The organism is Flavobacterium sp. N502536 (assembly GCF_025947345.1).
Lineage (GTDB): Bacteria > Bacteroidota > Bacteroidia > Flavobacteriales > Flavobacteriaceae > Flavobacterium.
Genome location: NZ_CP110011.1, coordinates 4,820,363 through 4,847,119, shown reverse-complemented (window position 1 = coordinate 4,847,119; position 26,757 = coordinate 4,820,363). Strand labels below are relative to the sequence as shown.

The 26,757-nt window shown below is 38.8% G+C and carries 19 protein-coding genes, 1 tRNA gene and 1 pseudogene; 14 read left to right on the top strand and 7 right to left on the bottom strand.

The genetic code is table 11. The annotated features are described in order from the left end of the window. Positions 1 to 512 precede the first annotated feature (512 nt). From OLM61_RS20245 to OLM61_RS20230, 4 genes are all read left to right on the top strand, one after another. Positions 513 to 8,714, top strand: coding sequence for a gliding motility-associated C-terminal domain-containing protein (locus OLM61_RS20245; RefSeq protein WP_264524395.1), 8,202 nt, complete (start codon positions 513 to 515; stop codon positions 8,712 to 8,714). Positions 8,715 to 8,761: 47 nt separating this feature from the next. Further along, positions 8,762 to 9,673, top strand: coding sequence for a type IX secretion system membrane protein PorP/SprF (locus OLM61_RS20240; protein ID WP_264524394.1), 912 nt, complete (start codon positions 8,762 to 8,764; stop codon positions 9,671 to 9,673). Between the two features lie 97 nt (positions 9,674 to 9,770). Beyond that, complete coding sequence (locus OLM61_RS20235) at positions 9,771 to 10,454, top strand: tetratricopeptide repeat protein (protein WP_264524393.1); 684 nt, start codon at positions 9,771 to 9,773, stop codon at positions 10,452 to 10,454. A gap of 55 nt (positions 10,455 to 10,509) precedes the next feature. Continuing rightward, entirely contained in the window at positions 10,510 to 12,444 is a 1,935-nt protein-coding gene (locus OLM61_RS20230; RefSeq protein WP_264524392.1) for an OmpA family protein, read from the top strand. Positions 12,445 to 12,580: 136 nt separating this feature from the next. Here OLM61_RS20230 and OLM61_RS20225 read toward each other — a convergent pair whose 3' ends face one another. The 7 genes and pseudogenes from OLM61_RS20225 to OLM61_RS20195 form a co-directional block, all read right to left on the bottom strand. Continuing rightward, entirely contained in the window at positions 12,581 to 12,919 is a 339-nt protein-coding gene (locus OLM61_RS20225; RefSeq protein ID WP_264524391.1) for a DUF1801 domain-containing protein, read from the bottom strand. A 204-nt stretch (positions 12,920 to 13,123) separates the two neighbouring features. Continuing rightward, positions 13,124 to 15,019, bottom strand: a complete 1,896-nt coding sequence (locus OLM61_RS20220; RefSeq protein WP_264524390.1) for a flavin monoamine oxidase family protein — start codon at positions 15,017 to 15,019, stop codon at positions 13,124 to 13,126. Positions 15,020 to 15,477: 458 nt separating this feature from the next. Further along, positions 15,478 to 15,558 (bottom strand) — tRNA-Tyr (locus OLM61_RS20215). A gap of 593 nt (positions 15,559 to 16,151) precedes the next feature. Continuing rightward, positions 16,152 to 16,538: pseudogene (locus OLM61_RS20210) on the bottom strand (peroxiredoxin family protein); the annotation flags it as partial. An 18-nt stretch (positions 16,539 to 16,556) separates the two neighbouring features. Continuing rightward, positions 16,557 to 17,318, bottom strand: coding sequence for a DUF4369 domain-containing protein (locus OLM61_RS20205; protein ID WP_264524389.1), 762 nt, complete (start codon positions 17,316 to 17,318; stop codon positions 16,557 to 16,559). Positions 17,319 to 17,577: 259 nt separating this feature from the next. Beyond that, complete coding sequence (locus OLM61_RS20200) at positions 17,578 to 18,018, bottom strand: KTSC domain-containing protein (protein ID WP_017495548.1); 441 nt, start codon at positions 18,016 to 18,018, stop codon at positions 17,578 to 17,580. Between the two features lie 309 nt (positions 18,019 to 18,327). Then, on the bottom strand, positions 18,328 to 18,579 hold the full coding sequence (locus OLM61_RS20195) for a hypothetical protein (protein ID WP_173967415.1): 252 nt from the start codon (positions 18,577 to 18,579) through the stop codon (positions 18,328 to 18,330). A gap of 87 nt (positions 18,580 to 18,666) precedes the next feature. Here OLM61_RS20195 and OLM61_RS20190 point away from each other — a divergent pair, with 87 nt between their 5' ends. The 10 genes from OLM61_RS20190 (at position 18,667) to OLM61_RS20145 (ending at position 26,396) form a co-directional block, all read left to right on the top strand. Continuing rightward, positions 18,667 to 19,209 (top strand): hypothetical protein, encoded by a 543-nt coding sequence (locus OLM61_RS20190; protein WP_264524388.1) that lies wholly within the window; start codon positions 18,667 to 18,669, stop codon positions 19,207 to 19,209. Beyond that, on the top strand, positions 19,209 to 19,352 hold the full coding sequence (locus OLM61_RS20185; RefSeq protein WP_173967417.1) for a hypothetical protein: 144 nt from the start codon (positions 19,209 to 19,211) through the stop codon (positions 19,350 to 19,352). The genes OLM61_RS20190 and OLM61_RS20185 overlap by 1 nt, the downstream gene beginning before the upstream one ends. A 94-nt stretch (positions 19,353 to 19,446) precedes the next feature. Then, positions 19,447 to 19,677, top strand: a complete 231-nt coding sequence (locus OLM61_RS20180) for a hypothetical protein (protein WP_173967418.1) — start codon at positions 19,447 to 19,449, stop codon at positions 19,675 to 19,677. Further along, complete coding sequence (locus tag OLM61_RS20175; RefSeq protein ID WP_264524387.1) at positions 19,649 to 20,047, top strand: YchJ family protein; 399 nt, start codon at positions 19,649 to 19,651, stop codon at positions 20,045 to 20,047. Before OLM61_RS20180 ends, OLM61_RS20175 begins: the two co-directional genes overlap by 29 nt. A 106-nt stretch (positions 20,048 to 20,153) precedes the next feature. Further along, positions 20,154 to 21,272, top strand: coding sequence for a vWA domain-containing protein (locus tag OLM61_RS20170; RefSeq protein ID WP_264524386.1), 1,119 nt, complete (start codon positions 20,154 to 20,156; stop codon positions 21,270 to 21,272). A gap of 125 nt (positions 21,273 to 21,397) precedes the next feature. Beyond that, positions 21,398 to 22,861 carry an AAA family ATPase gene (locus tag OLM61_RS20165; protein WP_264524385.1) on the top strand — a complete coding sequence of 488 codons (1,464 nt, stop codon included), beginning with the start codon at positions 21,398 to 21,400 and terminating at the stop codon, positions 22,859 to 22,861. Between the two features lie 190 nt (positions 22,862 to 23,051). Next, a complete protein-coding gene (locus OLM61_RS20160) occupies positions 23,052 to 23,645 on the top strand; it encodes a 2OG-Fe(II) oxygenase (protein WP_264524384.1) in 594 nt (197 codons plus the stop codon). A gap of 104 nt (positions 23,646 to 23,749) precedes the next feature. Then, the gene (locus tag OLM61_RS20155) at positions 23,750 to 24,190 is read left to right on the top strand and encodes a MarR family winged helix-turn-helix transcriptional regulator (protein ID WP_264524383.1); all 441 of its coding nucleotides are present in this window, start codon (positions 23,750 to 23,752) and stop codon (positions 24,188 to 24,190) included. 1 nt (position 24,191) lies between these two features. Beyond that, positions 24,192 to 25,511, top strand: a complete 1,320-nt coding sequence (locus OLM61_RS20150; protein WP_264524382.1) for a serine hydrolase domain-containing protein — start codon at positions 24,192 to 24,194, stop codon at positions 25,509 to 25,511. A gap of 30 nt (positions 25,512 to 25,541) precedes the next feature. Continuing rightward, positions 25,542 to 26,396, top strand: a complete 855-nt coding sequence (locus tag OLM61_RS20145) for an EamA family transporter (RefSeq protein ID WP_264524381.1) — start codon at positions 25,542 to 25,544, stop codon at positions 26,394 to 26,396. The last annotated feature ends 361 nt before the right edge of the window (positions 26,397 to 26,757 follow it).

Sequence of the window (26,757 nt, the reverse complement as noted above, 5' to 3'; positions counted from 1 at the left end):
ATTTTCACTGCATAAAGTTTTGTCAGAATTTATCTTTTAAATAATTTATTCAAGTTTATTATAAATATTCTATGCAATTATAGGGTCAAATATATATGATTATTTTTATTAATTGCAAGTACTCAAATCAATATTATTTTAAGAAAAAGTTTCAATATTTAACCTGTGAAAGTCACTTTTATTGTGAAAATAGATGCATTAATTCTTTATACAAGAACTTTGAACTTGAAGTGAAGCATCATATTTGAATTATTTAATGTTTAAAGAAAGTGTTTGTAACTATCTGTAAAAGTGGTGAATAAATACTGTTGTCCTTTTTTTACCTATTTCAAAACAGTCTCATTTTATAAACCGATACTACTCTGTTGCGAATAAAATGTTAAAAAAATTGGTCTGTCCTTAATTTTGGAATACAAAATTGCATTTGCCTAATTTTTTAAGTTGTGAATTTAAGAGCAGTGCAAAAGAAATTAAACTTCGAAATGACCATTTTATTTAAACAGATTTGATATATGAAAAACTTTACTCCAAAAAGCTTCAATTTTCTTAAGCCTGTCTTTTTACTTTTTTTATTAGGCATTTCTTATCAACTGGAAGCACAGACTTGTGCCGGGCTTAATTCCATCTATCAAACCAGAGGAGGGACTGGAACTACAGTAAATTTATTTGAGTACAATTTACCATTACAGCGGTTCAATTCCGTAGGTATTTCTGTTACTACGGGAATTACGTCTGGTGCCGCCTCGGCTTATAATTCTAACACCGGGTATTTGTATATTAATGGTGATGGTACTGATCCATTACATGATGTTAGGGTTTTTGATCCGGCTAATGGCTTTGCCTATGTAGGAAAGATTAGCCTTAATTTAATGGGGACGCAAGATATTTATGCCAATATGTTTTCAAAAGGAGACTATATCTATTTCAGGGATGAGGCGAATAATATCTTAACAAGATTTAATGTCAATCATCCTTTTGTCGGTGGAGTTTTCAGCGTTAATGTTGAACAGATACCACTTACGAATAACATGGGAGGAGCCTATTCGGCCAATGATTATACGTATTATAACGGAAAATTTTATGGAATTGCAGGAAAAGGAACTAGTCCACGAACAGAGTGTTTTTTAATTATTATTGATGAAGTTGCTCAAACTCTTGAGAGCAGAGTATTGAAGCTGACAGATTCTAATGTTTCCCATAGGTTTGGGAATACCATTGGAAATGATTTTGGTGCAGTTTGGATTGATTCCAAAGGTGTCATGATGTTTTTTAATAATGATACTGGAAATGTTTATTTACTTAAAGATGTAGATCTTCCGGGATCAACTAATATTAGCTGGGTTCTTCCATCCAATACCTCGTCTGATAATGACGGGTTTGGATGTGAAAGTATCGATTTGTTCACGCCTATTATAGCCATAGGAGGTACTTGTTCTCTGCCTGGTACAGCGACTATAATGAACTACCTGAATAATGCAAGTGAATACGAATATAGATTTTATGAATATCCTAGTGGAACTCCGGTTAGTGGTGTAACTATCTCATCGACGGGAGTAATAAGCGGGTTAAATTACAATCAGGCTTATACTGCAGCTTTATATATTATTGGGGCTGATTATACTTCGAGCCCGTCGGAAGTTTTTACAATTCCAAGCATTACAGGACCAACTGCTGATGCAGGTTCCGATTTTACTAAAAACTGTACGACAAATGTTGCAGGGAAACAAATTGGAATGGTAGCAGAGCCAGGAGTTACTTATTCCTGGTCACCAACAACGGGATTAGATTTTAATAGTCCGTATTCCAGTTCAAATCCATTTGCGAATCCATCGGTAACAACAACTTATGAGTTAACGACTACGAAATCAGGTTGTTCTAAAACGGATACGGTAATTGTCACAGTAGATACAACTCCGCCGGCAACTCCGATAGTAACCGTAGTAAACAATTGTGGTAGTTCTGTACTATCTACGACGGCTCCGGGTACATTGTTGTGGAGTAATGGGCAAACGGGTTCTAGCATTACAGTTACTGATTCAGCAACTTATACTGTAACGACAACAGCTGCTAATGGTTGTGTGAGTGCAGCTGGAAGCGGTGTTTCGGCACCAAACGCAAACCCTGCAGCACCAACGGCCAGTGTAACCGTACAGCCTGATTGTTTGACTCCAACAGGAACCATCGTAGTTACCGCTCCGGCACCTGCGGCTAATGTAACGTATACTGTAACGGGTACCAGTCCGGTGACTCCTGCGGTAACACAGTCTACGACTACCTTTGCCAATTTGGCTCCGGGTACTTATGCCGTAACGACCACCAATACCACTACAGGCTGTGTTTCCTTGCCTACAAATCTAACCATCAATGCCGTTCCGGGGAATCCGGCTGCGCCAACGGCCAGTGTAACTGTACAACCTGATTGTTTGATTCCAACAGGAACTATCGTAGTTACTGCTCCGGCTCCTACGGCCAATGTAACGTATACTTTAACGGGTACCAGTCCGGTGACTCCTGCGGTAACACAGTCTACTACTACCTTTGCCAATTTGGCTCCGGGTACTTATGCTGTAACGACCACCAATACCACTACGGGCTGTGTTTCCTTGCCAACCAATTTAACCATCAATGCTGTTCCGGGTAACCCTGCAGCACCAACGGCCAGTGTAACTGTACAACCTGATTGTTTGACTCCAACGGGAACCATTGTAGTTACTGCTCCGGCTCCTGCGGCTAATGTGACTTATACCGTAACAGGTACCAGTCCGGTGAGACCTGCTGTGACACAGTCTACGACTACCTTTGTCAATCTGGCTCCGGGTACTTATGCCGTAACGACAACTAATACCACTACAGGCTGTGTTTCCTTGCCTACAAATTTAACCATCAATGCCGTTCCGGGTAACCCTGCAGCACCAACAGCGAGTGTAACCGTACAACCTGATTGTCTAACCCCAACGGGCACCATCGTAGTTACCGCTCCGGCTCCTGCGGCTAATGTGACTTATACTGTAACAGGTACCAGTCCGGTAACCCCTGCGGTAACACAGTCTACGACTACCTTTGCCAATTTGGCTCCGGGTACTTATGCCGTAACGACCACCAATACCACTACAGGCTGTGTTTCATTGCCTACAAATCTGACCATCAATGCCGTTCCGGGTAATCCGGCAGCACCAACGGCCAGTGTAACTGTACAACCTGATTGTTTAACTCCAACAGGAACTATCGTAGTTACTGTTCCGGCTCCTGCAGCCAATGTAACGTATACTGTAACCGGTACAAGTCCGGTGAGACCTGCGGTAACGCAGTCTACGACTACCTTTGCCAATCTGACTCCGGGTACTTATGCCGTAACGACAACCAATACTACCACAGGCTGTGTTTCCTTACCAACTAATTTAACCATCAATGCCGTTCCGGGTAATCCGGCAGCACCAACGGCCAGTGTAACTGTACAACCTGATTGTTTAACTCCAACGGGCACCATCGTAGTTACTGCTCCGGCTCCTGCGGCTAATGTGACTTATACCGTAACAGGTACCAGTCCGGTGAGACCTGCTGTGACACAGTCTACGACTACTTTCGCTAATCTGGCTCCGGGTACTTATGCCGTAACGACAACTACTACTACTACAGGCTGTGTTTCATTGCCTACAAATCTGACCATCAATGCCGTTCCGGGTAACCCTGCAGCGCCAACAGCCAGTGTAACCGTACAGCCTGACTGTTTGACTCCAACAGGAACCATCGTAGTTACTGCTCCGGCTCCTGCAGCTAATGTGACTTATACTGTAACCGGTACCAGTCCGGTGACTCCTGCGGTAACTCAGTCTGCGACTACCTTTGCCAATTTGGCTCCGGGTACTTATGCAGTAACGACAACTAATACCACTACAGGCTGTGTTTCATTACCTACGAGTTTAACCATCAATGCCGTTCCGGGTAACCCGGCAGCACCAACGGCCAGTGTAACTGTACAACCTGACTGTTTAACTCCAACAGGAACCATCGTAGTTACTGCTCCGGCTCCTGCGGCTAATGTGACTTATACTGTAACAGGTACCGCTCCGGTAACCCCTGCGGTAACCCAGTCTACTACTACCTTTGCTAATCTGGCTCCGGGTACTTATGCCGTAACGACTACCAATACCACCACAGGCTGTGTTTCCTTGCCAACGAATTTAACCATCAATGCCGTTCCGGCTAACCCTGCAGCACCAACGGCCAGTGTAACCGTACAACCTGATTGTTTAACTCCAACGGGTACCATCGTAGTTACTGCTCCGGCTCCTGCAGCCAATGTAACGTATACCGTAACAGGTACCAGTCCGGTGACTCCTGCGGTAACGCAGTCTACAACTACCTTTGCCAATCTGGCTCCGGGTACTTATGCTGTAACAACGACCAATACCACTACAGGCTGTGTTTCGTTACCAACGAATTTAACCATCAATGCCGTTCCGGGGAATCCGGCAGCACCAACGGCCAGTGTAACCGTACAACCTGATTGTTTAACTCCAACGGGCACCATCGTAGTTACCGCTCCGGCTCCTGCGGCCAATGTAACGTATACCGTAACGGGTACCAGTCCGGTGAGACCTGCGGTAACGCAGTCTACGACTACCTTTGCCAATTTGGCTCCGGGTACTTATGCCGTAATGACCACCAATACCACCACAGGCTGTGTTTCATTGCCTACAAATCTGACTATCAATGCTGTTCCGGGGAATCCTGCGGCGCCAACTGCGAGTGTAACTGTACAACCTGACTGTTTGACTCCAACAGGAACCATCGTAGTTACTGCTCCGGCTCCTGCGGCCAATGTAACGTATACCGTAACGGGTACCAGTCCGGTGAGACCTGCGGTAACGCAGTCTACTGCTACCTTTGCCAATCTGGCTCCGGGTACTTATGCCGTAACGACCACCAATACCACCACAGGCTGTGTCTCCTTGCCTACAAATCTGACTATCAATGCCGTTCCGGGGAATCCTGCGGCGCCAACTGCGAGTGTAACTGTACAACCTGACTGTTTGACTCCAACAGGAACCATCGTAGTTACTGCTCCGGCTCCTGCGGCTAATGTGACTTATACTGTAACAGGTACTAGTCCGGTAACCCCTGCAGTGACACAGTCTACTGCTACCTTTGCCAATCTGGCTCCGGGTACTTATGCCGTAACGACCACTAATACCACTACAGGCTGTGTTTCTTTACCAACGAATTTAACCATCAATGCCGTTCCGGGGAATCCGGCAGCACCAACTGCGAGTGTAACTGTACAACCTGACTGTTTGACTCCAACAGGAACCATCGTAGTTACTGCTCCGGCTCCTGCAGCCAATGTAACGTATACTGTAACAGGTACCAGTCCGGTGAGACCCGCGGTAACACAGTCTACGACTACCTTTGCCAATCTGGCTCCGGGTACTTATACCGTAACGACCACCAATACCACTACAGGCTGTGTTTCGTTACCTACGAATTTAACTATCAATGCTGTTCCGGGTAACCCGGCAGCACCAGCGGCCAGTGTAACCGTACAACCAGACTGTCTAACTCCAACAGGAACCATCGTAGTTACTGCTCCGGCTCCTGCGGCTAATGTGACGTATACTGTAACGGGTATCAGTCCGGTAACTCCTGCGGTAACGCAGTCTACGACTACCTTTGCTAATCTGGCTCCGGGTACTTATGCCGTAACGACAACCAATACCACCACAGGCTGTGTCTCCTTGCCTACAAATCTGACCATCAATGCCGTTCCGGGGAATCCTGCAGCGCCAATAGCCAGTGTAACGGTTCAACCTGACTGCTTGACTCCAACAGGAACTATCGTAGTTACCGCTCCGGCTCCTGCAGCCAATGTGACTTATACTGTAACGGGTACCAGTCCGGTGAGACCTGTGGTAACACAGTCTACGACTACCTTTGCCAATTTGGCTCCGGGTACTTATGCCGTAACGACTACGAACACCACTACAGGTTGTGTTTCATTGCCTACAAATCTAACCATCAATGCTGTTCCGGGTAACCCTGCAGCGCCAATAGCCAGTGTAACGGTTCAACCTGACTGTCTAACTCCAACAGGAACCATCGTAGTTACTGCTCCGGCTCCTGCAGCCAATGTAACGTATACCGTAACGGGTATCAGTCCGGTAACCCCTGCGGTGACACAGTCTACGACTACCTTTGCCAATTTGGCTCCGGGTACGTACGCTGTAACGACAACTAATACCACTACAGGCTGTGTTTCCTTGCCTACAAATCTGATCATCAATGCCGTTCCGGGTAACCCTGCAGCACCAACGGCCAGTGTAACTGTACAACCTGACTGTCTAACTCCAATAGGCACCATCGTAGTTACTGCTCCGGCTCCTGCAGCCAATGTGACGTATAGCGTAACAGGTACTAGTCCGGTGACTCCTGCTGTGACACAGTCTACGACTACCTTTGCCAATTTGGCTCCGGGTACTTATGCTGTAACAACGACCAATACCACCACAGGCTGTGTTTCATTGCCTACGAATCTAACCATCAATGCCGTTCCGGGGAATCCGGCTGCGCCAACGGCCAGTGTAGCGGTTCAACCTGACTGCTTGACTCCAACAGGAACTATCGTAGTTACCGCTCCGGCTCCTGCAGCCAATGTGACTTATACTGTAACAGGTACGGCTCCGGTAACCCCTGCAGTGACACAGTCTACAACTACCTTTGCCAATTTGGCTCCGGGTACATATGCTGTAACGACAATCAATACCACCACGGGTTGTGTTTCGTTACCAACTAATTTAACCATCAATGCCGTTCCGGGTAACCCTGCAGCACCAACAGCCAGTGTAACGGTTCAACCAGACTGCTTGACTCCAACAGGAACTATCGTAGTTACTGCTCCGGCTCCTGCGGCCAATGTGACGTATACTGTAACAGGTACCGCTCCGGTGAGACCTGCAGTGACACAGTCTACGACTACCTTTGCCAATTTGGCTCCGGGTACTTATGCCGTAACGACCACCAATACCACTACAGGCTGTGTTTCGTTACCAACGAATTTAACCATCAATGCTGTTCCGGCTAACCCTGCAGCGCCAACGGCCAGTGTAACGGTTCAACCTGACTGTTTAACTCCAACAGGAACCATTGTAGTTACCGCTCCGGCTCCTGCGGCCAATGTAACGTATATCGTAACGGGTACCAGTCCGGTGAGACCTGCAGTGACGCAGTCGGGTACTAGCTTCGCTAATCTGGCTCCGGGTACTTATGCCGTAACGACTACCAATACCACCACAGGCTGTGTTTCCTTGCCTACAAATCTGATCATTAATGCCGTTCCAGTTCCACCAGTAGCGCCAACCGCAAGTGTAACGGCTCAGCCAGACTGTTTAACCCCTACGGGTACCATAGTAGTTACAGCACCGGCTCCTGCAGCCAATGTAACGTACACCGTAACGGGTACCAGTCCGGTGAGACCTGCGGTAACGCAGTCGGGTACTAGCTTCGCTAATCTGGCTCCGGGTACTTATGCCGTAACAACAACCAATACCTCTACAGGCTGTGTTTCGTTACCAACCAATTTAACCATCAATGCCGTTCCAGTTCCACCAGTAATGCCAGTGGTAAGTGTTGTTGATAATTGTGATGGTACATCTATTTTGTCAACTACAGCTTCAGGTTCTTTATTGTGGAGCAATGGAGCGACAACATCAAGTATCACGGTATCTATAGCTGGGACGTATAGCGTTACTGCTACAGTTAACGGTTGTACAAGTCTTGCCGGTTCGGGAGTGGCCGCACCAAGAATAACGCCAAGAGCTTTTGAGATAACACGTATACAACCAAACTGTACAAGTACAAGTGGAACTATTACAATAAAAATTCAAAATGCAGGCGATACTTATAGTTTTGATAACGGTAATACTTTTAGCGCAAATAACGTTAAAGGAGGACTTGCAGCAGGGACTTATCTTGTGATTGTAAGAAGTGTTCTGGGGTGTCAATCAGAAGCAGTACCCATTACGATAAGTAATAGTGAATGCCCGGGTATTGCTATCATAAAAAAATCACAATTTGTAGATGAAAATCAAGATGGTTATGTACAAGTTGGGGAAACTATAAGATATAGTTTTGAAGTTAAAAATACAGGTAACACACCTTTAACCAATGTAATGGTAACGGATAATTTATTGGGATTAGTTTTGTCCGGAAATCCTATTAATTTGGCGATTGGCGAAATAAACACTACAAATTTTAGCGGTGTTTATCGCATTACTCAGGCCGATATTGATTTTGGATCAGTTGTTAATCAGGCTATGGCAGAAGGAACTACTCCTACTAATACTAAAGTTAGTGATCTTTCTGATGATAACAGTTTCTTAGAAAATGATCCTACTATTCTCGACATACAAGACTGTAATGTTGAAGTATTCAACGCTGTTTCTCCAAATTCAGATGGAATTAATGATGAGTTTCTCATTAAAGGTTTAACATGTTACCAGAATAATGCAGTTGAAATTTATAACCGTTGGGGAGTTAAAGTATTTGAGACAACTAATTATGGTTCTAATGAGAATTTTTTTAGAGGTTATTCAGATGGTAGAACAACAATTTCCAGAAATGAGAAATTACCGGATGGAACTTATTTCTATACTATAAAGTATGTTGATAACGCTTCTAAAATGCATGATAAGTCTGGTTATTTATATTTAAACAACTAGTTCAGGTTAATTTTCTTTCCCTACTTATTAATTTAAAATATACGAAAATGAAGATTAAAATAATAGTTTTAGCGCTTATATCCTTTGCTGGTTATGCTCAACAAGATGCTCAGTTCACACAATACATGTACAACACCATAAGTATTAATCCGGCCTATGCGGGGTCACGTGGAGCCTTAAGTATTTTCGGTCTGTACCGCACCCAGTGGATCGGACTTGACGGAGCTCCGGAAACAAGCAGTTTTTCGGTTAATACACCAATAAATGGCAGTAACTTAGGAGTAGGAGTTTCCTTTGTAAGTGATAAGATTGGTCCCACGAATGAAAATGCGATATCAACTGATATATCTTACACTATCCGCACATCAGCAAATTTTAAGCTCTCGTTTGGTATCAAAGGAACAGCCAATTTGTTTAACCTGGATGTTAACCGATTACATCCCGCCAGCCAGGGAGATCCAAAATTTCAAAACTTGACCAATAAGTTTTATCCAAATGTAGGAGCAGGGGTTTACTGGCATTCCGATAAAGCTTATGTCGGTTTATCTGTACCCGGATTTATTGAAACCAATCGATATGATGATAACGATGTAGCGATTTATAAAGATAAAATGAATTATTATTTAATGGCCGGTTATGTATTTGATTTAGACCATTATCAATACTTAAAGTTTAAACCTGCCGTACTGACTAAAGTAGTAGAAGGTGCCCCTCTGCAAGTAGATGTTTCTGCCAATTTTATGTTTATGGATAAGTTTGTAGCCGGAGTTGCTTACAGATGGAGTGCTGCAATGAGTGCAATGGTGGGCTTTCAAATTAGTGACGGAATGTATATTGGCTATGGTTATGATTACGAAACCACCAACTTAAACAATTACAACTCAGGATCACATGAAATCTTTCTGCGTTACGAATTTTTGAGAAAGAATGATAGAATAACGACACCGAGATTCTTCTAATGCTGTAACTCCAAAGGTTGTACAGAAAGAAAAAATATAGCATTTAAATAGTAGTGGTACTTCAATAAGTAGGGAATATTCATTTAAAAACGATATTATGAAAAATCATTCACTCCTTTATTATACAACAATAGTTAGTATGTTTTCATTCAATTGTTTTGCGCAAAATGCCAGTAATCTTTATTTGAACCAAAAGAAAATTGGAGATTCAAAAACGAATGTCCTGGCCATGACGGACAAAAATTATCCGGGGAAAAAGGTTGCATATTATCACGTTGAAGAAATCATTAATGTGAAATTTGGAGGACATAAAACGACATACGATGTAACGGATCCTGAATTAATAAACACAAGCAATCTTGGACCTAACAACACTCGGATTATAACGCCAAAGTTTGCCAATGCAGAAAATAATACTTCAAAATTAAAAGCTGCCAAATCAAGGGTAATCGAAGATTCATCTGCTATTGCAACAACGGAGATTAAGAAAAAGAAGAATGTTTCTGTTTATATCGATGTGATAAAAACATATGAAAGAATGTATGATAAAGGTTATAGATCGGTGGATATGCTGAAAAAAACAGGAAATGCTTATTTTTTTAATGGAGACATGGATAGCGCCGCCAAAAGCTATGCAGATTTGTTCAAAATGACTTCTGACTTAGAGCCTGAATATTATTATCGTTTTTCGCTTTCATTACGATCAATTGGAGAAAACGATAAAGCAAATGAAATGCTTAAAAAATTTAATGAATTATCCGGGAATACTGCCAGAGAATAAGTCAGATTGAACAATAGAGACCACTCATAAATATTACCCTAAAAAATAGTAAAACATGAAAAAATTTATACTCTTTTGCCTCACAATACTATGTTTTTTGCCATCAAACACTTATTCGCAACAGAAGAAAGTAATCGCTGCGGATAAAAAATACAATAGCTATGCTTATATCGATGCCATTAAAACATATGAGCGTTTAGCTGAAAAAGGATACAGCTCTGAGGACATGCTTAAGAAACTGGGGAACTCCTTGTATTTCAATTCAGAATTTGAAAAAGCTGCAAAATGGTATGGTAAATTATTTGCCATGAATTTGGAAATAGAACCGGAATACTACTATCGTTATGCACAATCATTAAAATCTACCGGTGATGTGGTCAAAGCCAATCAGATGCTTGATTTGTTCAATCAAAAAGCAGGAAATGACAGACGAGGTAAACTTTATAAAGAGGATAAGAATTATATTGATGAAATTAAAGCCAATATAGGCATTTATAAAATTAATGACCCCGGAATAAATAGTAAATACTCTGATTACGGGACTGCATTTTATAAAAACAAGATTGTTTTTACTTCGGCAAGAGATACCGGTAGTTTGGGACAACGCAAACACAAATGGACCAACGAAAGTTTTACTAATCTGTATGAATCGGATATAGATCAGGATTTTAAAGTGGAGAAGCCAAAAAAGATTCAGTCCAAAATAAATTCGAAGTATCATGAATCTACACCTGTGTTTACAAAAGATGGAAAGACAGTGTATTTTACACGAAACAACTACATTAATGATAAAAAAGGAAAAGATGGAACTAACACGACCTTAATTAAAATATATAAGGCCACGTTTGAAAATGGAGATTGGGTAAATATCACAGAACTCCCATTCGACAGTAATGACTATAGTACAGCACATCCCGCATTGAGCCCTGATGAGAAAACATTATATTTTGCATCAGATATGCCCGGAACATTTGGACAATCGGATATTTTTAAAGTTAGCATCAATAGTAATGGAGGATTTGGTACTCCGGTTAATCTGGGAAAAAGTATCAATACGGAGGGAAAAGAAACGTTCCCTTATATTACAGATGAAAATGAAATTTATTTTGCTTCAGACGGACATCCCGGTCTGGGAGGATTGGATGTTTTTAGTGGAAAAATCAATGAAACTGGTGTAAGTGATATTCAAAACATTGGTGCTGATATCAATTCCGTGCGAGATGATTTTGCTTTTATAATCGACACCAAATCTCAAAGAGGTTTTTTCTCTTCCAATAGAGAAGGAGGGAAGGGCTCGGATGATATTTATGAATTTTTGAGAACAAAAAAGGTAACTTGCACTCAGGAATTGTACGGTATAATAACTGATGTTGGAACCGGCGAAATTTTACCGAATACCAAATTAACCTTATTTGATAGTCAGTTTAATGTTGTAGGAACAACTTATTCAGATGAATCCGGTAATTATACTTTCTCTGTCGAATGTATGAAAATATACCATGTAAGAGCTGAAAAAGAGAAATATTTGACTAAAGAATTAAGCGTTACGGTATCAAATGAAACAGGGAAAACAAATTTGCCAATTACCCTTGAAAAATTAGGATGTACGGTAACAATTGGGGATGATTTAGCGAAATGTTTTGGTATAAAAATGATCTACTTTGCCTTAGATAAATCAGACATCAGAGCAGAGGCAGTCCTGGATCTTGAGAAAATTCTAGATGTTTTAAAGCAGTATCCGGAAATGAAACTGGATATACGTTCTCATACCGATAGCCGTCAGACTCACAAATATAACGAGGGATTATCTGATAGAAGGGCGAAATCGACTATTAAATGGTTAGTTCAAAATGGAATAAATCCGAACAGATTAGGAGGCAAAGGATATGGAGAAACACAACTGATAAACGGATGCTCTGATGGTGTAAAATGTACAGAAGAAGAGCATCAGGCTAATAGACGCAGCGAATTTATCATTGTTGCTTTATAATTTACCAGAAGTGTAATCAAAAAAATATAATCATATAGAAACATTTATTTGGAAGATTATGTTTTTATGGACAAGTAGCTGCCTCAAAATTGAGACAGCTACTTTTTTTTATAATAGTTTGCTTTTGATTAGCAGCTTAATCTTTAGTCACCGCCACAAACCATTGACTAAAGAGTTGGACATCTATGTCTGAAACAGCTCTAATTTTGACATGGCGCATCGTTTTTCCGGTACCCTCCAAAACCCCATTAGGGTCATTGAGTTTTTCAATATTTCTGCTAAAACCAAGATTGACATGGTTCTTGTTGGTCTGTAGGTAAGCAAAGTCTTTAGTTGACTTAAAAACGGGTCTACTCCACTTGTATTCCTCAACTACACAATCAACACTCTGATGTATAAGGGAACGAATCAGTTCCATGATGTTTTTCTGCACCTCGGGTGCACCATTGATATATTCAGTAATCTCTTCGTTCATGTCTTAAATAAATGTATTGGGATGCAAACATAAAAAAATTAAGGGAGACACAAAAAAATAGCAAACGGCTCTCTTAAAAGGAGTAGAGGTGGAGCAGCGTGTATCTTGAAAACGTATAGAGGTCTAAAGTAAAAAAACCTGCGAAATAAAAAAAACGACGCAGAATACCTTCCACGTCGTTCCATTCATTTCTATTTAATTGATTTAGATACCTTCGACCATCAAACGAGTGTCTGGTAAATTTTTCAATGGCTGTATTTTAACCTCTGGTTCTGCCATTCTCGAAATTGCATTTATTGCAGCTGCAATAGCGCCTTCCTGCCAACCAGGAAGGGAGGAAATTTGATCACCAACAATAAAAAAGTTAGCATTGCTCGCATTTTTTGTTATCGGATCTATAATTCCAGATCCTTGTGCAATAGCGTTAAATTGTTTCGTTGAGTAGTTCGCATCTCCAACGGCTTGCCAATATGCCCAGCCACCCTTGATATTTGGCATATTTTGCCAAGCTATGGCAACGCCTTCTTCCAAGCCTTCGGCAAATTTCGTACCGAATTTACTGGCATCATTTCGTGCTTTGGTAAGTCGCTCTTCAACGGGTAATTTTCCCCAATCGTGTGCTACTTTATCAAAATTATAAGCGCCTGTGAGCACGCCTTTTTCGTCTTGATACGCCGTAGATGGATACCAAATTTGCTGAATTTCATTGTCTGTCCAAGAGATTCCTCCAAAAATAGGTACAACTCCCACTTCGGATTTTTCAACTGCCATTGTCTTAAGATTTATTGGGCTTCCTTGCCATAAGGATCGATTTGCTTGCCAACCCACTTTGGAGGTACAAGCTAAAAAACGCGGAACGTATCCGTCTTCTCGCGGTGTATAACCTGGAGCTTGTGTTGGTTCAAATTGTGCCACAAAAACGGCTTCTAATGCATCTTTAAATTCAGGTTCAAGTCCCGATTTTAGGAGATCAGAATCTAGAATGTTTTTCAAAAAAGGCATCGCAAGGTTGCAAACACAATAATCAGCTTCGTAATAGATCGGTTCTTCTGTTCCAACTTGTCCAACCGAAATGATGTACTTCTCTTTAGTTGAGTCCCATTTTATTTTTTTTACAGGACTATTCAAAAGAATGTTTCCTCCCAAAGCTGCCACTTGTTGAGCAAAAGCGTGTTGCACCTGATCCATTCCTCCAACGGGTTGAAATAAAGTAGGTTGCCAAAGAAAATCTGAAGGTTGATAGAATTTCGTGCCTTCCCAAAATTTTGATTCGAGCAATGTATCAAAACTCAAAACATCGGCTACAATTCCAGCCGCAACACCAGGTAAAACTTCATATCCAGCGCGTGTTTTTCCATCCTCGAAGCCAGGTGATCCAGCCGTTGCGCTATAGGTTCCATCTACATCAAGCTCTCCGAAACTGATCATCAAACTTTGTAATTCTTCAACGCGTGTTTTAAGATTACTGTCACTAATTCCCACTTTTGAATTGCGAAGTAATTCTTCTGCATTTTTGTATACCATTTGCGCCAACCAACCTCTTGTATTATGATCCAAACGACGGTAAACCATAGGTTCACCTCCAAAACTTTCGTTCTTTTGAACCAAATTAGATTCAGAGTTCATCACATATATTTCAACGTCTACCGAAAAACGTTTTAAGTAAGAAAGGAGTCGTTTGTGACTGCTTGGAATACGACCAGGACCTGCATTAAGATAAGGTTCTGAGTCTCCCACTGGGCGTTTAAATCGAACAACTTGTGGTTTTCCAGGTTTTGAATCGAACAAATCACTGTTTGCATCTTCGATGAGTGTATCCCCTGTACGTAAGCTCATGCAGCGTCCTCCCGTTTTATGAGATGCTTCCAGAATGGTTACTTTTGCACCAGACTCTTGAGCGAGTAGTTCATACGCGGTGGTAAGTCCCGCAACACCAGACCCGATGATTATAACCTCCTTTCCTTCTAGTTGATTTGGACTAAGTTTAATCGCTTGATTGGTGATCTTGTTTTGCATTTTTGTTGCTTCAGCCAATGCGGCGAATGCAATTGATCTCGGATTGTTTTTTAAAAATTCCTGACGACTTTTGTACTGTCCCATTTTGTATAAATTTTATGTTAAAAAATAAAAAATTTGGATTTCTATGGTATTCGTATTTTTTTTGGGGTAATCTCGAAAACGCTTTCTAACTCTAGATTTTATTTTCTGAAATGAAATTAATGATTGAAAATAAAAAAAATGAAAAAGATGTCGTTAATGAAGGTTTTTCTGTCGTGAATGGATGTTTTTTTGTTGTGAATAAAATTGATTTATTCCAATAAGATAAATTACTTAGGGTTATTGTATGAATGCGGTTTTATAAAGAAGATTAAAATATAAAAAAGTATCCCCACCATCTAAGTTTTGCCACAATTTTGCCACACAACTTTTGAGTGTTTTTACAAAGATTGAAAACTGCCATAAATGCAAAAAAAAACCTGCGAATCTTAAGATTTGCAGGTTTTACTATGTTTTCTTAGGTAAAAAAAAAGTCCTGAAATATTTCAGGACTTTTTTAGTGGGGAGAGCAGGATTCGAACCTGCGAAGTTCACACAGCAGATTTACAGTCTGCCCTCGTTGGCCGCTTGAGTATCTCCCCGAAGCTTGTATTGTTGCGCTTTGTTGTTCTAAGCGGTTGCAAATATAGGAACGTTTTCGATGTTTGCAAACAAAAAAGGAACTTAATTTTAAGTTATCTTAAAGTTATTTTTTAATTCGTTGGAATTGAATAAAATAAAAAACACCTTTTTTAGATGTTTTTAGGATTTGTTTTTAAAAGTAGGATTATTCTTTTGGTTTTGTTGTGGTTTTTTAACCTTGCATTTAGAGCGATTAAGTGTTTAGCAGGCGTTTTTCCTGAGGTATCGGGGGAAACAATACGAAATAAATCTATCTCATATTCTTTAGTAATTACTATCTGTTAAGAAAAATAAGCTTGTTCCTGTTTTTAGGTTAAGTTTCTTTATCAACATTGTTTTTCCCGGATTTAAGCGCTAAAAAATGTGAATTTTAGTTGAGATGCCAAAAAAAGGAGTTGTTGTAGCAAATGCGGGTAATTTCCCTTTATAGACTTCGCTTAATTTCTTTTCTTCAATATTTGTCTTTGTGAATGAAGGTTTGATTCTTGGGGGTGGAGTAAAAACAAAAAAATCTCCACTAGGGAGATTTTTTTGTTTATGCAGAGTAGGGCTATTATTTGGCTAAAAGCTCTACTATTTTTGCTTTTAATTCAGGACCTCTTAAGTCCTGAGCAACTACTTTTCCTGACGCGTCAAGGATAAAAGTTGCCGGAATAGATTCTACTCCGTATTGTTTTGCAATTGGTTCATCCCAAAATTTCAGATTCGAAACTTGTGTCCAGACTAATCCATCTTTTGCGATAGCTTCTTTCCAGGCAGCAGCTTCTTTGTCTAAAGAGACTCCAATAATATTTAAACCTTTTGCGTGTAATTCTTTATAAATCGCTACAACATTAGGGTTTTCTTTTCTGCACGGTCCGCACCATGATGCCCAGAAATCAACGATAGTTACTTTGCCTAAGCTTTCTTTAAGCGAAACTACTTTTCCTTCCGGATTGGGAGCTGAAAAATCTGCTCTTCATTTAGGGCTTCCAACAGGAGCTGCTGATGCACCAACTGCAGGATTTTTCATTTGTCCTAATTTTGTTTTGATTTCTTTACCTGGAGCAGAGTTTTTTAAAGACTCGTCTAAAGAGTTGTATAAACCTTCTGCTTTTTTAACATCAGTGCTTGGATCGTTAATCATACTTTGAATGATTAAAGCAGAGATAAAAGCTTTTGGGTGAGTTTCAGCGTAAGCTAAATATTTCTTTTTAGAATTTTCCTGAACTTCTGTTTGAAGTGTCATGTATTGTTTCATCAAGCCATTGATCGTTGCTGTATCTTGTGCTTGTTGAGCTTGTTGCATTTTTTGAGTGTTTTTCTTTTGGAAGTCAACTAAACTTTTTTGAGTTTTAGTCATATCCTCATTGAATTTTACATACTCGTCATTGTTGTAAGTTCCAGAAATTTTAGATTTGTGGATACTGTCTTTGTCAACTGCAATAGTGATTTCTCCAGTTTCTAAGATGAAAGGAATAGGACCGTTAGCTCCCTGAACAATTAAAGTATGGAAAGCTGGTTCAGTTACTTTTCCTTTTATTTCAAATTTTCCGTTTTCAACTTTTACTGTGTCAAGAGATACAGCCATTTTTGTTGTTGGGTCCTGACCCTGAAGAATGATGGTTTTTCCGTTTTCGATACCTGTTGCAGTTCCTGTGATTAGGTATTCTCCGTCTTTAACTTTGCTGCATGAAATAATCGCTACAGAAGCGGTTAGTAAAAAAAGTATTTTTTTCATTATAAAAAATTAATTAGTTAATTGATTTGTGCAACAAAAGTATCTAAAATTATAAAACTTAAAGAATTTTGGAACCTAAAATTTTGTTATAGTTTTTTTGAGTTTAATTCGCATAGAATCAGCTTGTTTGCTGGCCTGATTTGATTTAAAACTCTTAATTATATTGTTATTATGAAAATAAATAACGCTTTTTTTAATTTTTATGCATAAAAAAAGCACTCTTGTGAGAGAGTGCTTTTGTAAATATTTTGGTATAAATCTATTCCTGATTTGTTTTCTTTCTCCATGTGAAAGAATTCAAAATGTGTCTTTTTGCAAATCTTCCAGGAGAATCAGCATTTACCATTTTAACGTAAGTTGCTTTAGGAACACTGATGTATTCGTAAACACTTCCGTTAGAGAAATCGATAATCAAACGACCTTCAACAAATTTATAATCAGTAATTGAACAAGTCGAAATTGTTTCAGTATATTCTGGTAAATTAAGTTTAATCGTTTCAGGATTAATACTTACCAAGAAGTGATAAGCCTCAATAATAGCTTTACTTTTTTCTTCTGCCGCTTTTAAACCAGCATCATCACCTTGAAATTTATCAGGATGAGATTCTTTCATCGCATTACGATAGATTGTTTTTAAATCTTTTAATTCAGCAGTTTTGTCTACATTTAGTAACTTGCGGTATTCAACTATTTTTTTCATAAATAAAAGGTAACTTCTTGTCTATTAGTTTGAAATGAGTGTTTTTTACTTCAAAACGACAAATTTTTTGCAAAGGTACACTTTTTTTTAACTTTTTAGATTTGATCGAAAAAATAATCAAAAAAATAAAAGGTTAGCGGTTAAGTATTAGCGAATAAATGAAATGGGAAGACCGAAAATAGATTCATTTTGCGGCAAATGATATAAAAAAACGCAAGGTTAACCAAGCTAAAAGCTTTGCGGACCTTGCGTTTTATAAAATAGTAACGTGAGCGAGTAGCTTTTTCCCTCTTCCGATGGAAGCTTCTCTTATTTATTCTCAGGTTTGTTATTGGCTTTATCAAAGTTCTTAGACTTCTTAGGGTACTTATCATAACTGATATCGCTCGGATTTTCGATAATAGATTTAATCGTAATCCAATCGCCAATGTTGAAGTTCGAATGTGCTATTTTATAATCTAAAAGGTACTCACCACAAAAATAGTTGTTGTTTTCATCTTTTTCTATGATGCCCGTATAAACTCCTTTTTGCAACATTTTTTCGTGTGAATCTTTAGACATGACTTTTTTATTTTAAAATTGAAGGTACAAAGTTAATCAATTTATGTTTGTTTTAGGGAGTTCGTGACAATCTCAGTATATTTGCACATGCAAAAAAACTTCAAGCCACATCCTAATTCGTTCAAAAATACCTTTTGTGTTTTTCACGAAGTACTTTCAAATGAAATTGAAGGTTTAAAGAAACAGTTTGAAAGCAAAGCCGGGAGTACCTATTATTATACAGAAGCCGGGATGTACAGAGTGTCCAATCACTGGGGGCGATTGGCCAATAGCAAATGGCGTTTGCTTGCGATGGAGCCGGAAACGCCTTCGAAAACAAAAATAGGTTTTGCTGCCTGGAGCGAATTTTACCCTGATAATGCCGAAGAAAAGCTTTATTATATTGAAGCCGATTTTGAGCAGAACAAAGTAACGTATCAGCATAAGAAAAACCCAAAATACGACGGGAAACCTGTTTTAAGAACCAGTTTTGAAACCACCAAACGCATCAAACAGGTTCGGAATCTGCAACAACTCACTTCATGGGCGAAACATTTTGATTATGACGACATAGACGAGTTGAGAAAACAAATCATCAACGAGTTGATTTACACCGAGAAAACTTTAGAAGAAATTAAAAGAGAAATATAATGGGACGCAACAACGAAAGGAACATCAAAAAGCACAACGACAAATTGCACAAAGCCCAAAACAAAGTAAAACAGGCTGAAATTGCACGTAAAGAAAAGCTAAAAGAAATTATTAAAAAGTTTAACGAGAGTAAAGAGGAGTAAAAAAGTTTCAGGTTTCAGGTTTCAAGTTTTTATAGGAACCTGAAACTTGAAACTTGAAACCTGAAACTTGAAACAAAAAAACAGAACAACAGACATGAGTAAATTCGAAGATTTAAAAATAAGTGTACAGGAAATCATAGATTTAATTGCTGCAAAAAACAACAGAGAAGCTAACAACAAATTACTGGAAGTAAATGAAGTTTTAGATGAGATGCTGGACCATGCTGAAGAAGATGAGGATCTGAGAGAAATCAGCAGATATCAGGTACTTCTGAATCAGCTGCATGTAAAAATTAATGGAGAAGAGCAGGTTGATGGAGAGTAAAAACTGCTTTTGCGACACCGGATTAAGATTTGAGGACTGTTGTGGTTTGTATCTGGAAAACAACCAGGAAGCCCCGACAGCTTTAGCATTAATGCGTTCGCGCTACTCTGCCTATGCTACGCATAATGTGGATTATCTTTTAGAAACTACCGCTGTTTCAGAAAGAAAGTATTATTCAAAAGCAGAGATTTTAAAATGGGCGACCAGTAACAGCTGGCAAAAACTGGAAATTTTAAGCCATTCGGAAAATACGGTTGAGTTTAAAGCCTATTTTCTTGATTCAGATCATAAACCTCAGATACATTATGAATTTTCGACCTTTAAATTCGAAAATAATGCTTGGTATTATCTGGATGGAAAGTTTGAATAATTACTAAGCTTCACGCTAAATTTAGCTGATTTTATTCAAAATTTTTAACTAAAAATTAATAACTGTTTCTTTTTTCATAATTCTAAAATAGCGTAATTTTAGAATTATGAAAAATGAAATTAAAAAGGGTTTTTATTTTAAGACGTATGAAGCCCCGTTTCAGTCTCCTTTTGAAAAGCTTTTTGGTATTTTCAAAGAGCTGATTACCCATACTTCGGGTGATTTTGACGAAGCTATCAACTGGCTTCGGGAGTTAGACAAAGAATACAAGCTAACGGACGAAAACTACACGATCGATGATTTTATCGAAGATTTAAAAAAGAAAGGTTATATAAAAGACGAAGTGAAACCTGATGGAAGTGGTGGTTTTGGAATTACCGCCAAAACAGAACGCGCCATCAGACAACAAGCTTTGGATCAGATTTTTGGCAATCTGAAACGGTCCGGAAACGGAAATCATAAAACAAAACATGCCGGAAATGGTGACGAACATACAGGAGAATTTCGGGAGTTTAGTTTTGGGGATGGTTTAGAACGAATTTCGTTAACCGAAAGTCTGCGAAACGCTCAGATTAATAATGGTGTTGAAAGTTTCATGCTGACCGAAAATGATTTGGTTGTAGAAGAAACGCAATACAAAGCCCAAATGAGTACTGTTTTGATGATCGATATCAGTCACAGCATGATTTTGTATGGAGAAGACCGAATTACACCGGCAAAAAAAGTGGCCATGGCTTTGGCCGAATTAATCACAACACGTTACCCTAAAGACACACTTGATATTTTGGTTTTTGGAAATGACGCCTGGACCATTCCGATTAAAGATCTGCCTTATCTGCAAGTTGGCCCTTATCATACCAATACGGTTGCCGGACTTCAATTGGCTATGGATATTTTGCGCAGAAAGCGAAATACCAACAAACAGATTTTTATGATTACCGACGGAAAGCCAAGCTGCGTGCGCGAGCGCGACGGTTCGTATTATATGAATAGTAACGGACTCGACGAGTACATCGTTGATAAATGTTACACACAGGCACAACAAGCCCGAAAACTGCACATTCCGATTACCACCTTTATGATTGCAAACGATCCGTATTTGCAGCGTTTTGTCAACCATTTTACCGAAGCCAATCAGGGAAAAGCATTTTACACCGGATTAAAAGGTTTGGGAGAGATGATTTTTGAAGATTACGAAACGAATAGGAAGAAGAGAGTGAGGTAGTGTTTAGTCTCAGTCTCAGTTTCAGTCACTGTTGTCCTGCTAAGGGAAGTCGGAGTGTGAGAGAAACAAAAGGCTATTAAAAGTTTAAAAAAAGAAGCAAATTAGAAATTTTTCAATCAGTAAAAATGGAAATAAAAAATACAAACACATTAGGTCAGTTAAAAGCCGCAGGATATAAAAGTATTAGCATCAAAGATGAATTGCGAAATAACCTTAGGGAGAAAATCAAATCGGGGAAGCCTGTTTTTGAAGGCGTTCACGGTTTTGAAAATACGGTGATTCCGGAACTGGAACGCGCTATTTTATCCCGCCACAACATCAATTTATTAGGACTTCGCGGTCAGGCCAAAACACGTCTGGCGCGTAAGCTGGTTGAATTGCTCGACGAGTACATTCCGTTTGTTACAGGTTCTGAAATTAACGATGATCCGTTAAACCCAATTTCACGTTTTGCAAAAGATTTAATTGCCGAAAAAGGCGATGATACTCCGATTTCATGGTTGCACAGAAACGAGCGTTTTTTCGAAAAATTAGCCACACCAGATGTTACGGTAGCCGATTTAATTGGCGACGTTGACCCTATAAAAGCAGCCAATTTAAAGCTGTCTTATGCAGATGACCGCGTGATACATTTCGGAATGATTCCAAGAGCAAACCGCTGCATTTTTGTGATTAACGAATTGCCGGACTTACAGGCCAGAATTCAGGTAGCGCTCTTTAATATTTTGCAGGAAGGTGACATTCAGATTAGGGGATTTAAATTGAGAATGCCACTGGACATGCAGTTTATTTTTACGGCAAATCCGGAAGATTATACCAACAGGGGAAGTATAGTTACCCCTTTAAAAGACAGAATTGGTTCGCAGATCCTGACGCATTATCCTGAAAATATTGCCATTGCAAGAGCCATTACAGAGCAGGAAGCAAAATTGGATGAAACACAGCACAGATCCGTTTATGTACCGGGTCTGGCCAAAGATATTTTAGAGCAAATTAGTTTTGAAGCGAGGGAAAGCGAATACATCGACAATAAAAGTGGTGTAAGCGCGAGAATGAGCATTACTGCTTTCGAAAATTTAATGAGTACCGCCGAGCGTCGTGCCTTGAAAGCGGGGCTAGAAAAAACAACTTTGCGTTTGTCTGACTTTGTTGGGATCATTCCTGCAATAACCGGAAAAGTAGAATTGGTTTATGAAGGAGAGCAGGAGGGAGCTGCTGTCGTGGCACAAAACTTAATTGGTTTAGCCATCAGAACTTTATTTCCAACACTTCTGCCTAAAATTGAAAAGCTGGAAAAACCCGGGGAAAAAACACCTTATTCAGATGTAATCGAGTGGTTTTTTGCCGAAAGCGGTTTCGAATTGTTAGACGATGCTTCAGATGCCGAGTATCAGAGCATTTTAGATGAAGTGACGCCTTTAGATACTTTAATAAAGAAATACCAGCCTCAATTGGATAAAAAAGATTTGTATTTCATGAAAGAATTTATTCTGTGGGGATTGGTCGAATACCGAAAACTGAGCAAAGACCGTTTTGCAAAAGGACATCAGTTTAAAGATATGTACGGAAGTTATATCAGTAAATTGTAGTTTATAATCTATTTTTTTAAATTAAACCCGACAGGTTTTTAAAACCTGTCGGGTTTGTTGTTTAAGAAAAAAACGATATTTTTTTGATAATTAAAACCTGTCGGGTTTATTATTTTGTAAAAAGCCCATTACCAGTTTTATTTCGGCTACCTTGCTCCGTTGACTGTATTTGCAGTTTCCCAAAATAGAAATGGAAGATAGTTTTGAAGATTTGATTGCGAGTTATATAGAAAACAAAGTTGGAATATCGGAGCATTTTTTAAGTCCCGAACTGGCCAATCATTTAAAACAAAATCTGATAGATTTAAATCGTAAAAGCTTATTGCTGGCTGCAGGAATCGGAAACTCAGAAAAACTGTCCTATGATGGTGCTATACGCAGCGATTCTATTTACTGGCTGGATAAAAAGCACAACAATGTTTTTGAAAATGAGTTCTTTGATAAAATAGATGCTTTCATATTGTATTTGAATAGAAGTTGTTATACCGGAATTACGGGCTATGAATTTCATTATTCGTTATACGAAACCGGAGATTTTTATCTGAAGCATTTGGATCAGTTTAAAAACAATCCCGGCCGAAAATACTCGATGATCAGCTATCTGAACAGCAATTGGCAGGAAAGTGATGGTGGAGAATTAATGATTCATCAGGAAAATAACAATCAAAAAATTGCACCCACTCAGGGGAAAACTGTTTTCTTTAAAAGTAATGAATTGGTACATGAAGTTCTGGTTACCCAAAACACCAGAATGAGTATCACAGGCTGGTTAAAAAGCGACTAAAATTTGAATCATTAAACCCGACAGGTTAAAAAAAACTTGTCGGGTTTAAAGTTTTTTGAAATTATATTGATATATCAATTATATTTGTATCAAATAAAAAAAACATGAAACTTGAAAATCCAACCGGAACAGCGCTGTACTCCTTAGAGAAAGCAATTAAAGAGTATCGAAGACTGGCGCAAAAAAACATTACAAAGGTTGTAAAAGATATCACGGTAGATCAATGCCTGGTTTTAATTATACTAAATGACAATCCGGACATTTCCCAAAACGAACTGGCAAATCTGGTATTTAAAGACAGTGCTTCAATTACGAGAATGATCGAATTAATGGTTAAAAAAGAATACATCACCCGAACCATTCATCTCGAGGATCGAAGAAAATTTAATCTGGAGATCACTAAAAAAGGTATCAAAACACTTCAGGAAATACAACCGGTTATTGAGATCAATCGGCAAACGGCACTTCAGGGGCTGTCTTTAGAAGAAATAGCATTACTGGATAAAACACTCCATAAAATTATCATTAATTGTAAAAATAAGTAGCATGAAATCAAGATTAACACTAATCGTATTGTTGGTATTTACTTTCGGATATTCACAAAAAGAGCTTAGCAAAGCGTTAGAACAATACATGGATGCACAATTTGCTGTTAATGGTTTTAGCGGTACGGTATTGGTTTCTAAAAACGATTCTGTACTGTTAAAAAAAGCATATGGTTTTGCAAATTATGAATGGAAAGTAAAAAATGAAACAGATTCAAAATTTAGTTTGGCTTCGGTTTCAAAACAATTTACCGCTGTCGCGATTTTGCAATTGGCAGAGCATAAAAAACTGTCACTAGACGATCAATTGAGTAAATACTTTGCCGATTTCCCTAAAGGAGATAAGATTACGTTGAAAATGATGTTATCCCACAATGCGGGTTTTCAAATGGATTTTGACGAATTGTACTTGATCAGAACAGATCTCAATAAAGATTCTGTTTGTACGTATCTGGCAAAAAAGCCTTTGCTGTTTGAACCGGGAGCCGGTACAGCCTACAGTAACATTGGATATCACTTATTAGCGCGCATTGTTGAGAAAGTATCCGGACAATCTTATGCGGAGTATTTAAAGCAAAATTTATTCGATAAAGCTAAAATGTACAATTCCGGAGTTTCGACTAATGATGCTGTTGTCGATAAAATGACTCAGCTGTATTATTTTAAGGACAACAAATTAACTAAAAACCCATACATCAACTGGAATTTTAATCTGGGGCATGACGGTATATATTCAACTGTTGACGATTTAAATTTGTGGAATAAAGCGCTTTTTGATGGTGAGACTTTGCTGTCGGAAGAATTTAAGAAAAAGATGTTTACATCGTATAATGCGCAAAATTTTGGGTTTGGCCTAATGATCAATCCGGTTTACAATCAGGGGCATCCGTTAATTGCGCACGATGGAGGTTTTTATGGGGCAATGACCTCTTTTAATAAATTTACTGAGGATAAAGTTTTCATTACTGTTTTATCTAACAATCAATCAAAATCGTATTATATCTCTTATGGTCTGGCCGGAATATGTTTTGGGAAAGAGACAGAGCTTCCGTACAAACACATTCAGGTAGCTGCAGATGCTAAGGTTTACGATCAGTATATAGGCGAATATGAAAATATCAAAATTGTAAAAAAAGAAAACAAGCTGTATTATGCGGGTTATACCATTGAATTGCTGCCGGAATCACCAACAAAATTCTTTCGCTCAGACAATAACGATATAACATTGGAATTTGTTAAAAACGGTAAAGGAAAAATTATACAAGTAGAAATCAGAAAGGCCGGAATAAAAGAAATAAAAAATAGAACAAAAGGAGTTTAAGCGTTATTTTTGCAATCAAAATATAATCCTATGTTGTTTCTTGTTCTCAGTATATTGTGCAGTGTAATTGTGGGCGTAATTTTTAAAATTACCCGAAAATACCATACACAACCCACCCAAATTATAGCGTTTAATTATGTTGTGGCGCTTGCATTGTGTTATTTTACCTTTAGTCCGAATCTGAATGAAGTCGACGCAACAGCGCCCTGGAGCATTTATATTGCGATTGGAGTTTTGTTGCCGGTTGTTTTTTTATTCCTGGTGGCATCCATCAAAAATATGGGAATCGTAAAAACTGACGCAGCCCAACGATTATCGTTATTCATACCCATTCTGGCGGCCTGGCTGATTTTTAGGGAAGAATTTAATTCTTATAAAGTCATTGGGCTGATCATTGGTTTTTTGGCCCTTTTGCTCATTTTGAAAAAGCAATCGGAAAACACAGAAAATAAATGGATATTCCCTGCTGTTGTGTTAGTAGGTTTCGGGATCATTGATATCCTTTTTAAGCAAATTGCACTTTATACCACTTTGCCGTATCCAACGTCTTTATTTGTTGTTTTTTGTATCGCTTTGGGGGTTGCATGTTTGATTTCGATCTATGAAATTGGTGTTAAAAAAGTAAAGCTGGAGTCTAAAAACATTCTTTTTGGTGCTTTGGTCGGAATCTTTAACTTCGGAAACATACTGTTCTATTTAAAAGCACATAAGGCTTTCGCCGAAAATCCTTCAACCGTTTTTGCAGGAATGAACATGGGAGTTATCATTTTAGGAAGTCTTGTCGGCTTGCTTTTTTTTAAAGAAAAACTATCCAAAATTAACTTTATCGGAATCTTTCTGGCGCTAATAGCGATTGTTTTTATTGTTTTTTCTCAATTCAAATAAAAATTTTACGGCGCTAAATTGTTAGTTTACAGCTGTTTTTTCGGTTGCAGGTTACTATTTGAAAATAAACTCTACTAATTCTATAGAATTTATAAAATATTTTTATAGATTTGCAATAACAATGAGAAACTATAGTCAATATATCATCACATTTTTATGCAGCTTCACGATGTGCCGCATGCAGGACTATGCGATGAAATGGCGTTAATAGAAAAGTACTTGTTATTTTTTTTTTTTAGCCTTTCATGCACCATGAAAGGCTTTTTTTAGAACGGTCAAAAAATTAAAGAAATGAGGTCTAATAGAAATACCAACATTATGATGCGATGCTGTCTCAGGAAAATCCCTTGCTAGTGCAGGA

Bases quoted from the DNA above. Each gene is read 5' to 3' on its own strand.
- OLM61_RS20245 (WP_264524395.1), top strand. From the start codon at position 513: ATGAAAAACTTTACTCCAAAAAGCTTCAATTTTCTTAAGCCTGTCTTT.
- OLM61_RS20240 (WP_264524394.1), top strand. From the start codon at position 8,762: ATGAAGATTAAAATAATAGTTTTAGCGCTTATATCCTTTGCTGGTTAT.
- OLM61_RS20235 (WP_264524393.1), top strand. From the start codon at position 9,771: ATGAAAAATCATTCACTCCTTTATTATACAACAATAGTTAGTATGTTT.
- OLM61_RS20230 (WP_264524392.1), top strand. From the start codon at position 10,510: ATGAAAAAATTTATACTCTTTTGCCTCACAATACTATGTTTTTTGCCA.
- OLM61_RS20225 (WP_264524391.1), bottom strand. From the start codon at position 12,919: ATGAACGAAGAGATTACTGAATATATCAATGGTGCACCCGAGGTGCAG.
- OLM61_RS20220 (WP_264524390.1), bottom strand. From the start codon at position 15,019: ATGGGACAGTACAAAAGTCGTCAGGAATTTTTAAAAAACAATCCGAGA.
- OLM61_RS20205 (WP_264524389.1), bottom strand. From the start codon at position 17,318: ATGAAAAAAATACTTTTTTTACTAACCGCTTCTGTAGCGATTATTTCA.
- OLM61_RS20200 (WP_017495548.1), bottom strand. From the start codon at position 18,018: ATGAAAAAAATAGTTGAATACCGCAAGTTACTAAATGTAGACAAAACT.
- OLM61_RS20195 (WP_173967415.1), bottom strand. From the start codon at position 18,579: ATGTCTAAAGATTCACACGAAAAAATGTTGCAAAAAGGAGTTTATACG.
- OLM61_RS20190 (WP_264524388.1), top strand. From the start codon at position 18,667: ATGCAAAAAAACTTCAAGCCACATCCTAATTCGTTCAAAAATACCTTT.
- OLM61_RS20185 (WP_173967417.1), top strand. From the start codon at position 19,209: ATGGGACGCAACAACGAAAGGAACATCAAAAAGCACAACGACAAATTG.
- OLM61_RS20180 (WP_173967418.1), top strand. From the start codon at position 19,447: ATGAGTAAATTCGAAGATTTAAAAATAAGTGTACAGGAAATCATAGAT.
- OLM61_RS20175 (WP_264524387.1), top strand. From the start codon at position 19,649: ATGGAGAAGAGCAGGTTGATGGAGAGTAAAAACTGCTTTTGCGACACC.
- OLM61_RS20170 (WP_264524386.1), top strand. From the start codon at position 20,154: ATGAAAAATGAAATTAAAAAGGGTTTTTATTTTAAGACGTATGAAGCC.
- OLM61_RS20165 (WP_264524385.1), top strand. From the start codon at position 21,398: ATGGAAATAAAAAATACAAACACATTAGGTCAGTTAAAAGCCGCAGGA.
- OLM61_RS20160 (WP_264524384.1), top strand. From the start codon at position 23,052: ATGGAAGATAGTTTTGAAGATTTGATTGCGAGTTATATAGAAAACAAA.
- OLM61_RS20155 (WP_264524383.1), top strand. From the start codon at position 23,750: ATGAAACTTGAAAATCCAACCGGAACAGCGCTGTACTCCTTAGAGAAA.
- OLM61_RS20150 (WP_264524382.1), top strand. From the start codon at position 24,192: ATGAAATCAAGATTAACACTAATCGTATTGTTGGTATTTACTTTCGGA.
- OLM61_RS20145 (WP_264524381.1), top strand. From the start codon at position 25,542: ATGTTGTTTCTTGTTCTCAGTATATTGTGCAGTGTAATTGTGGGCGTA.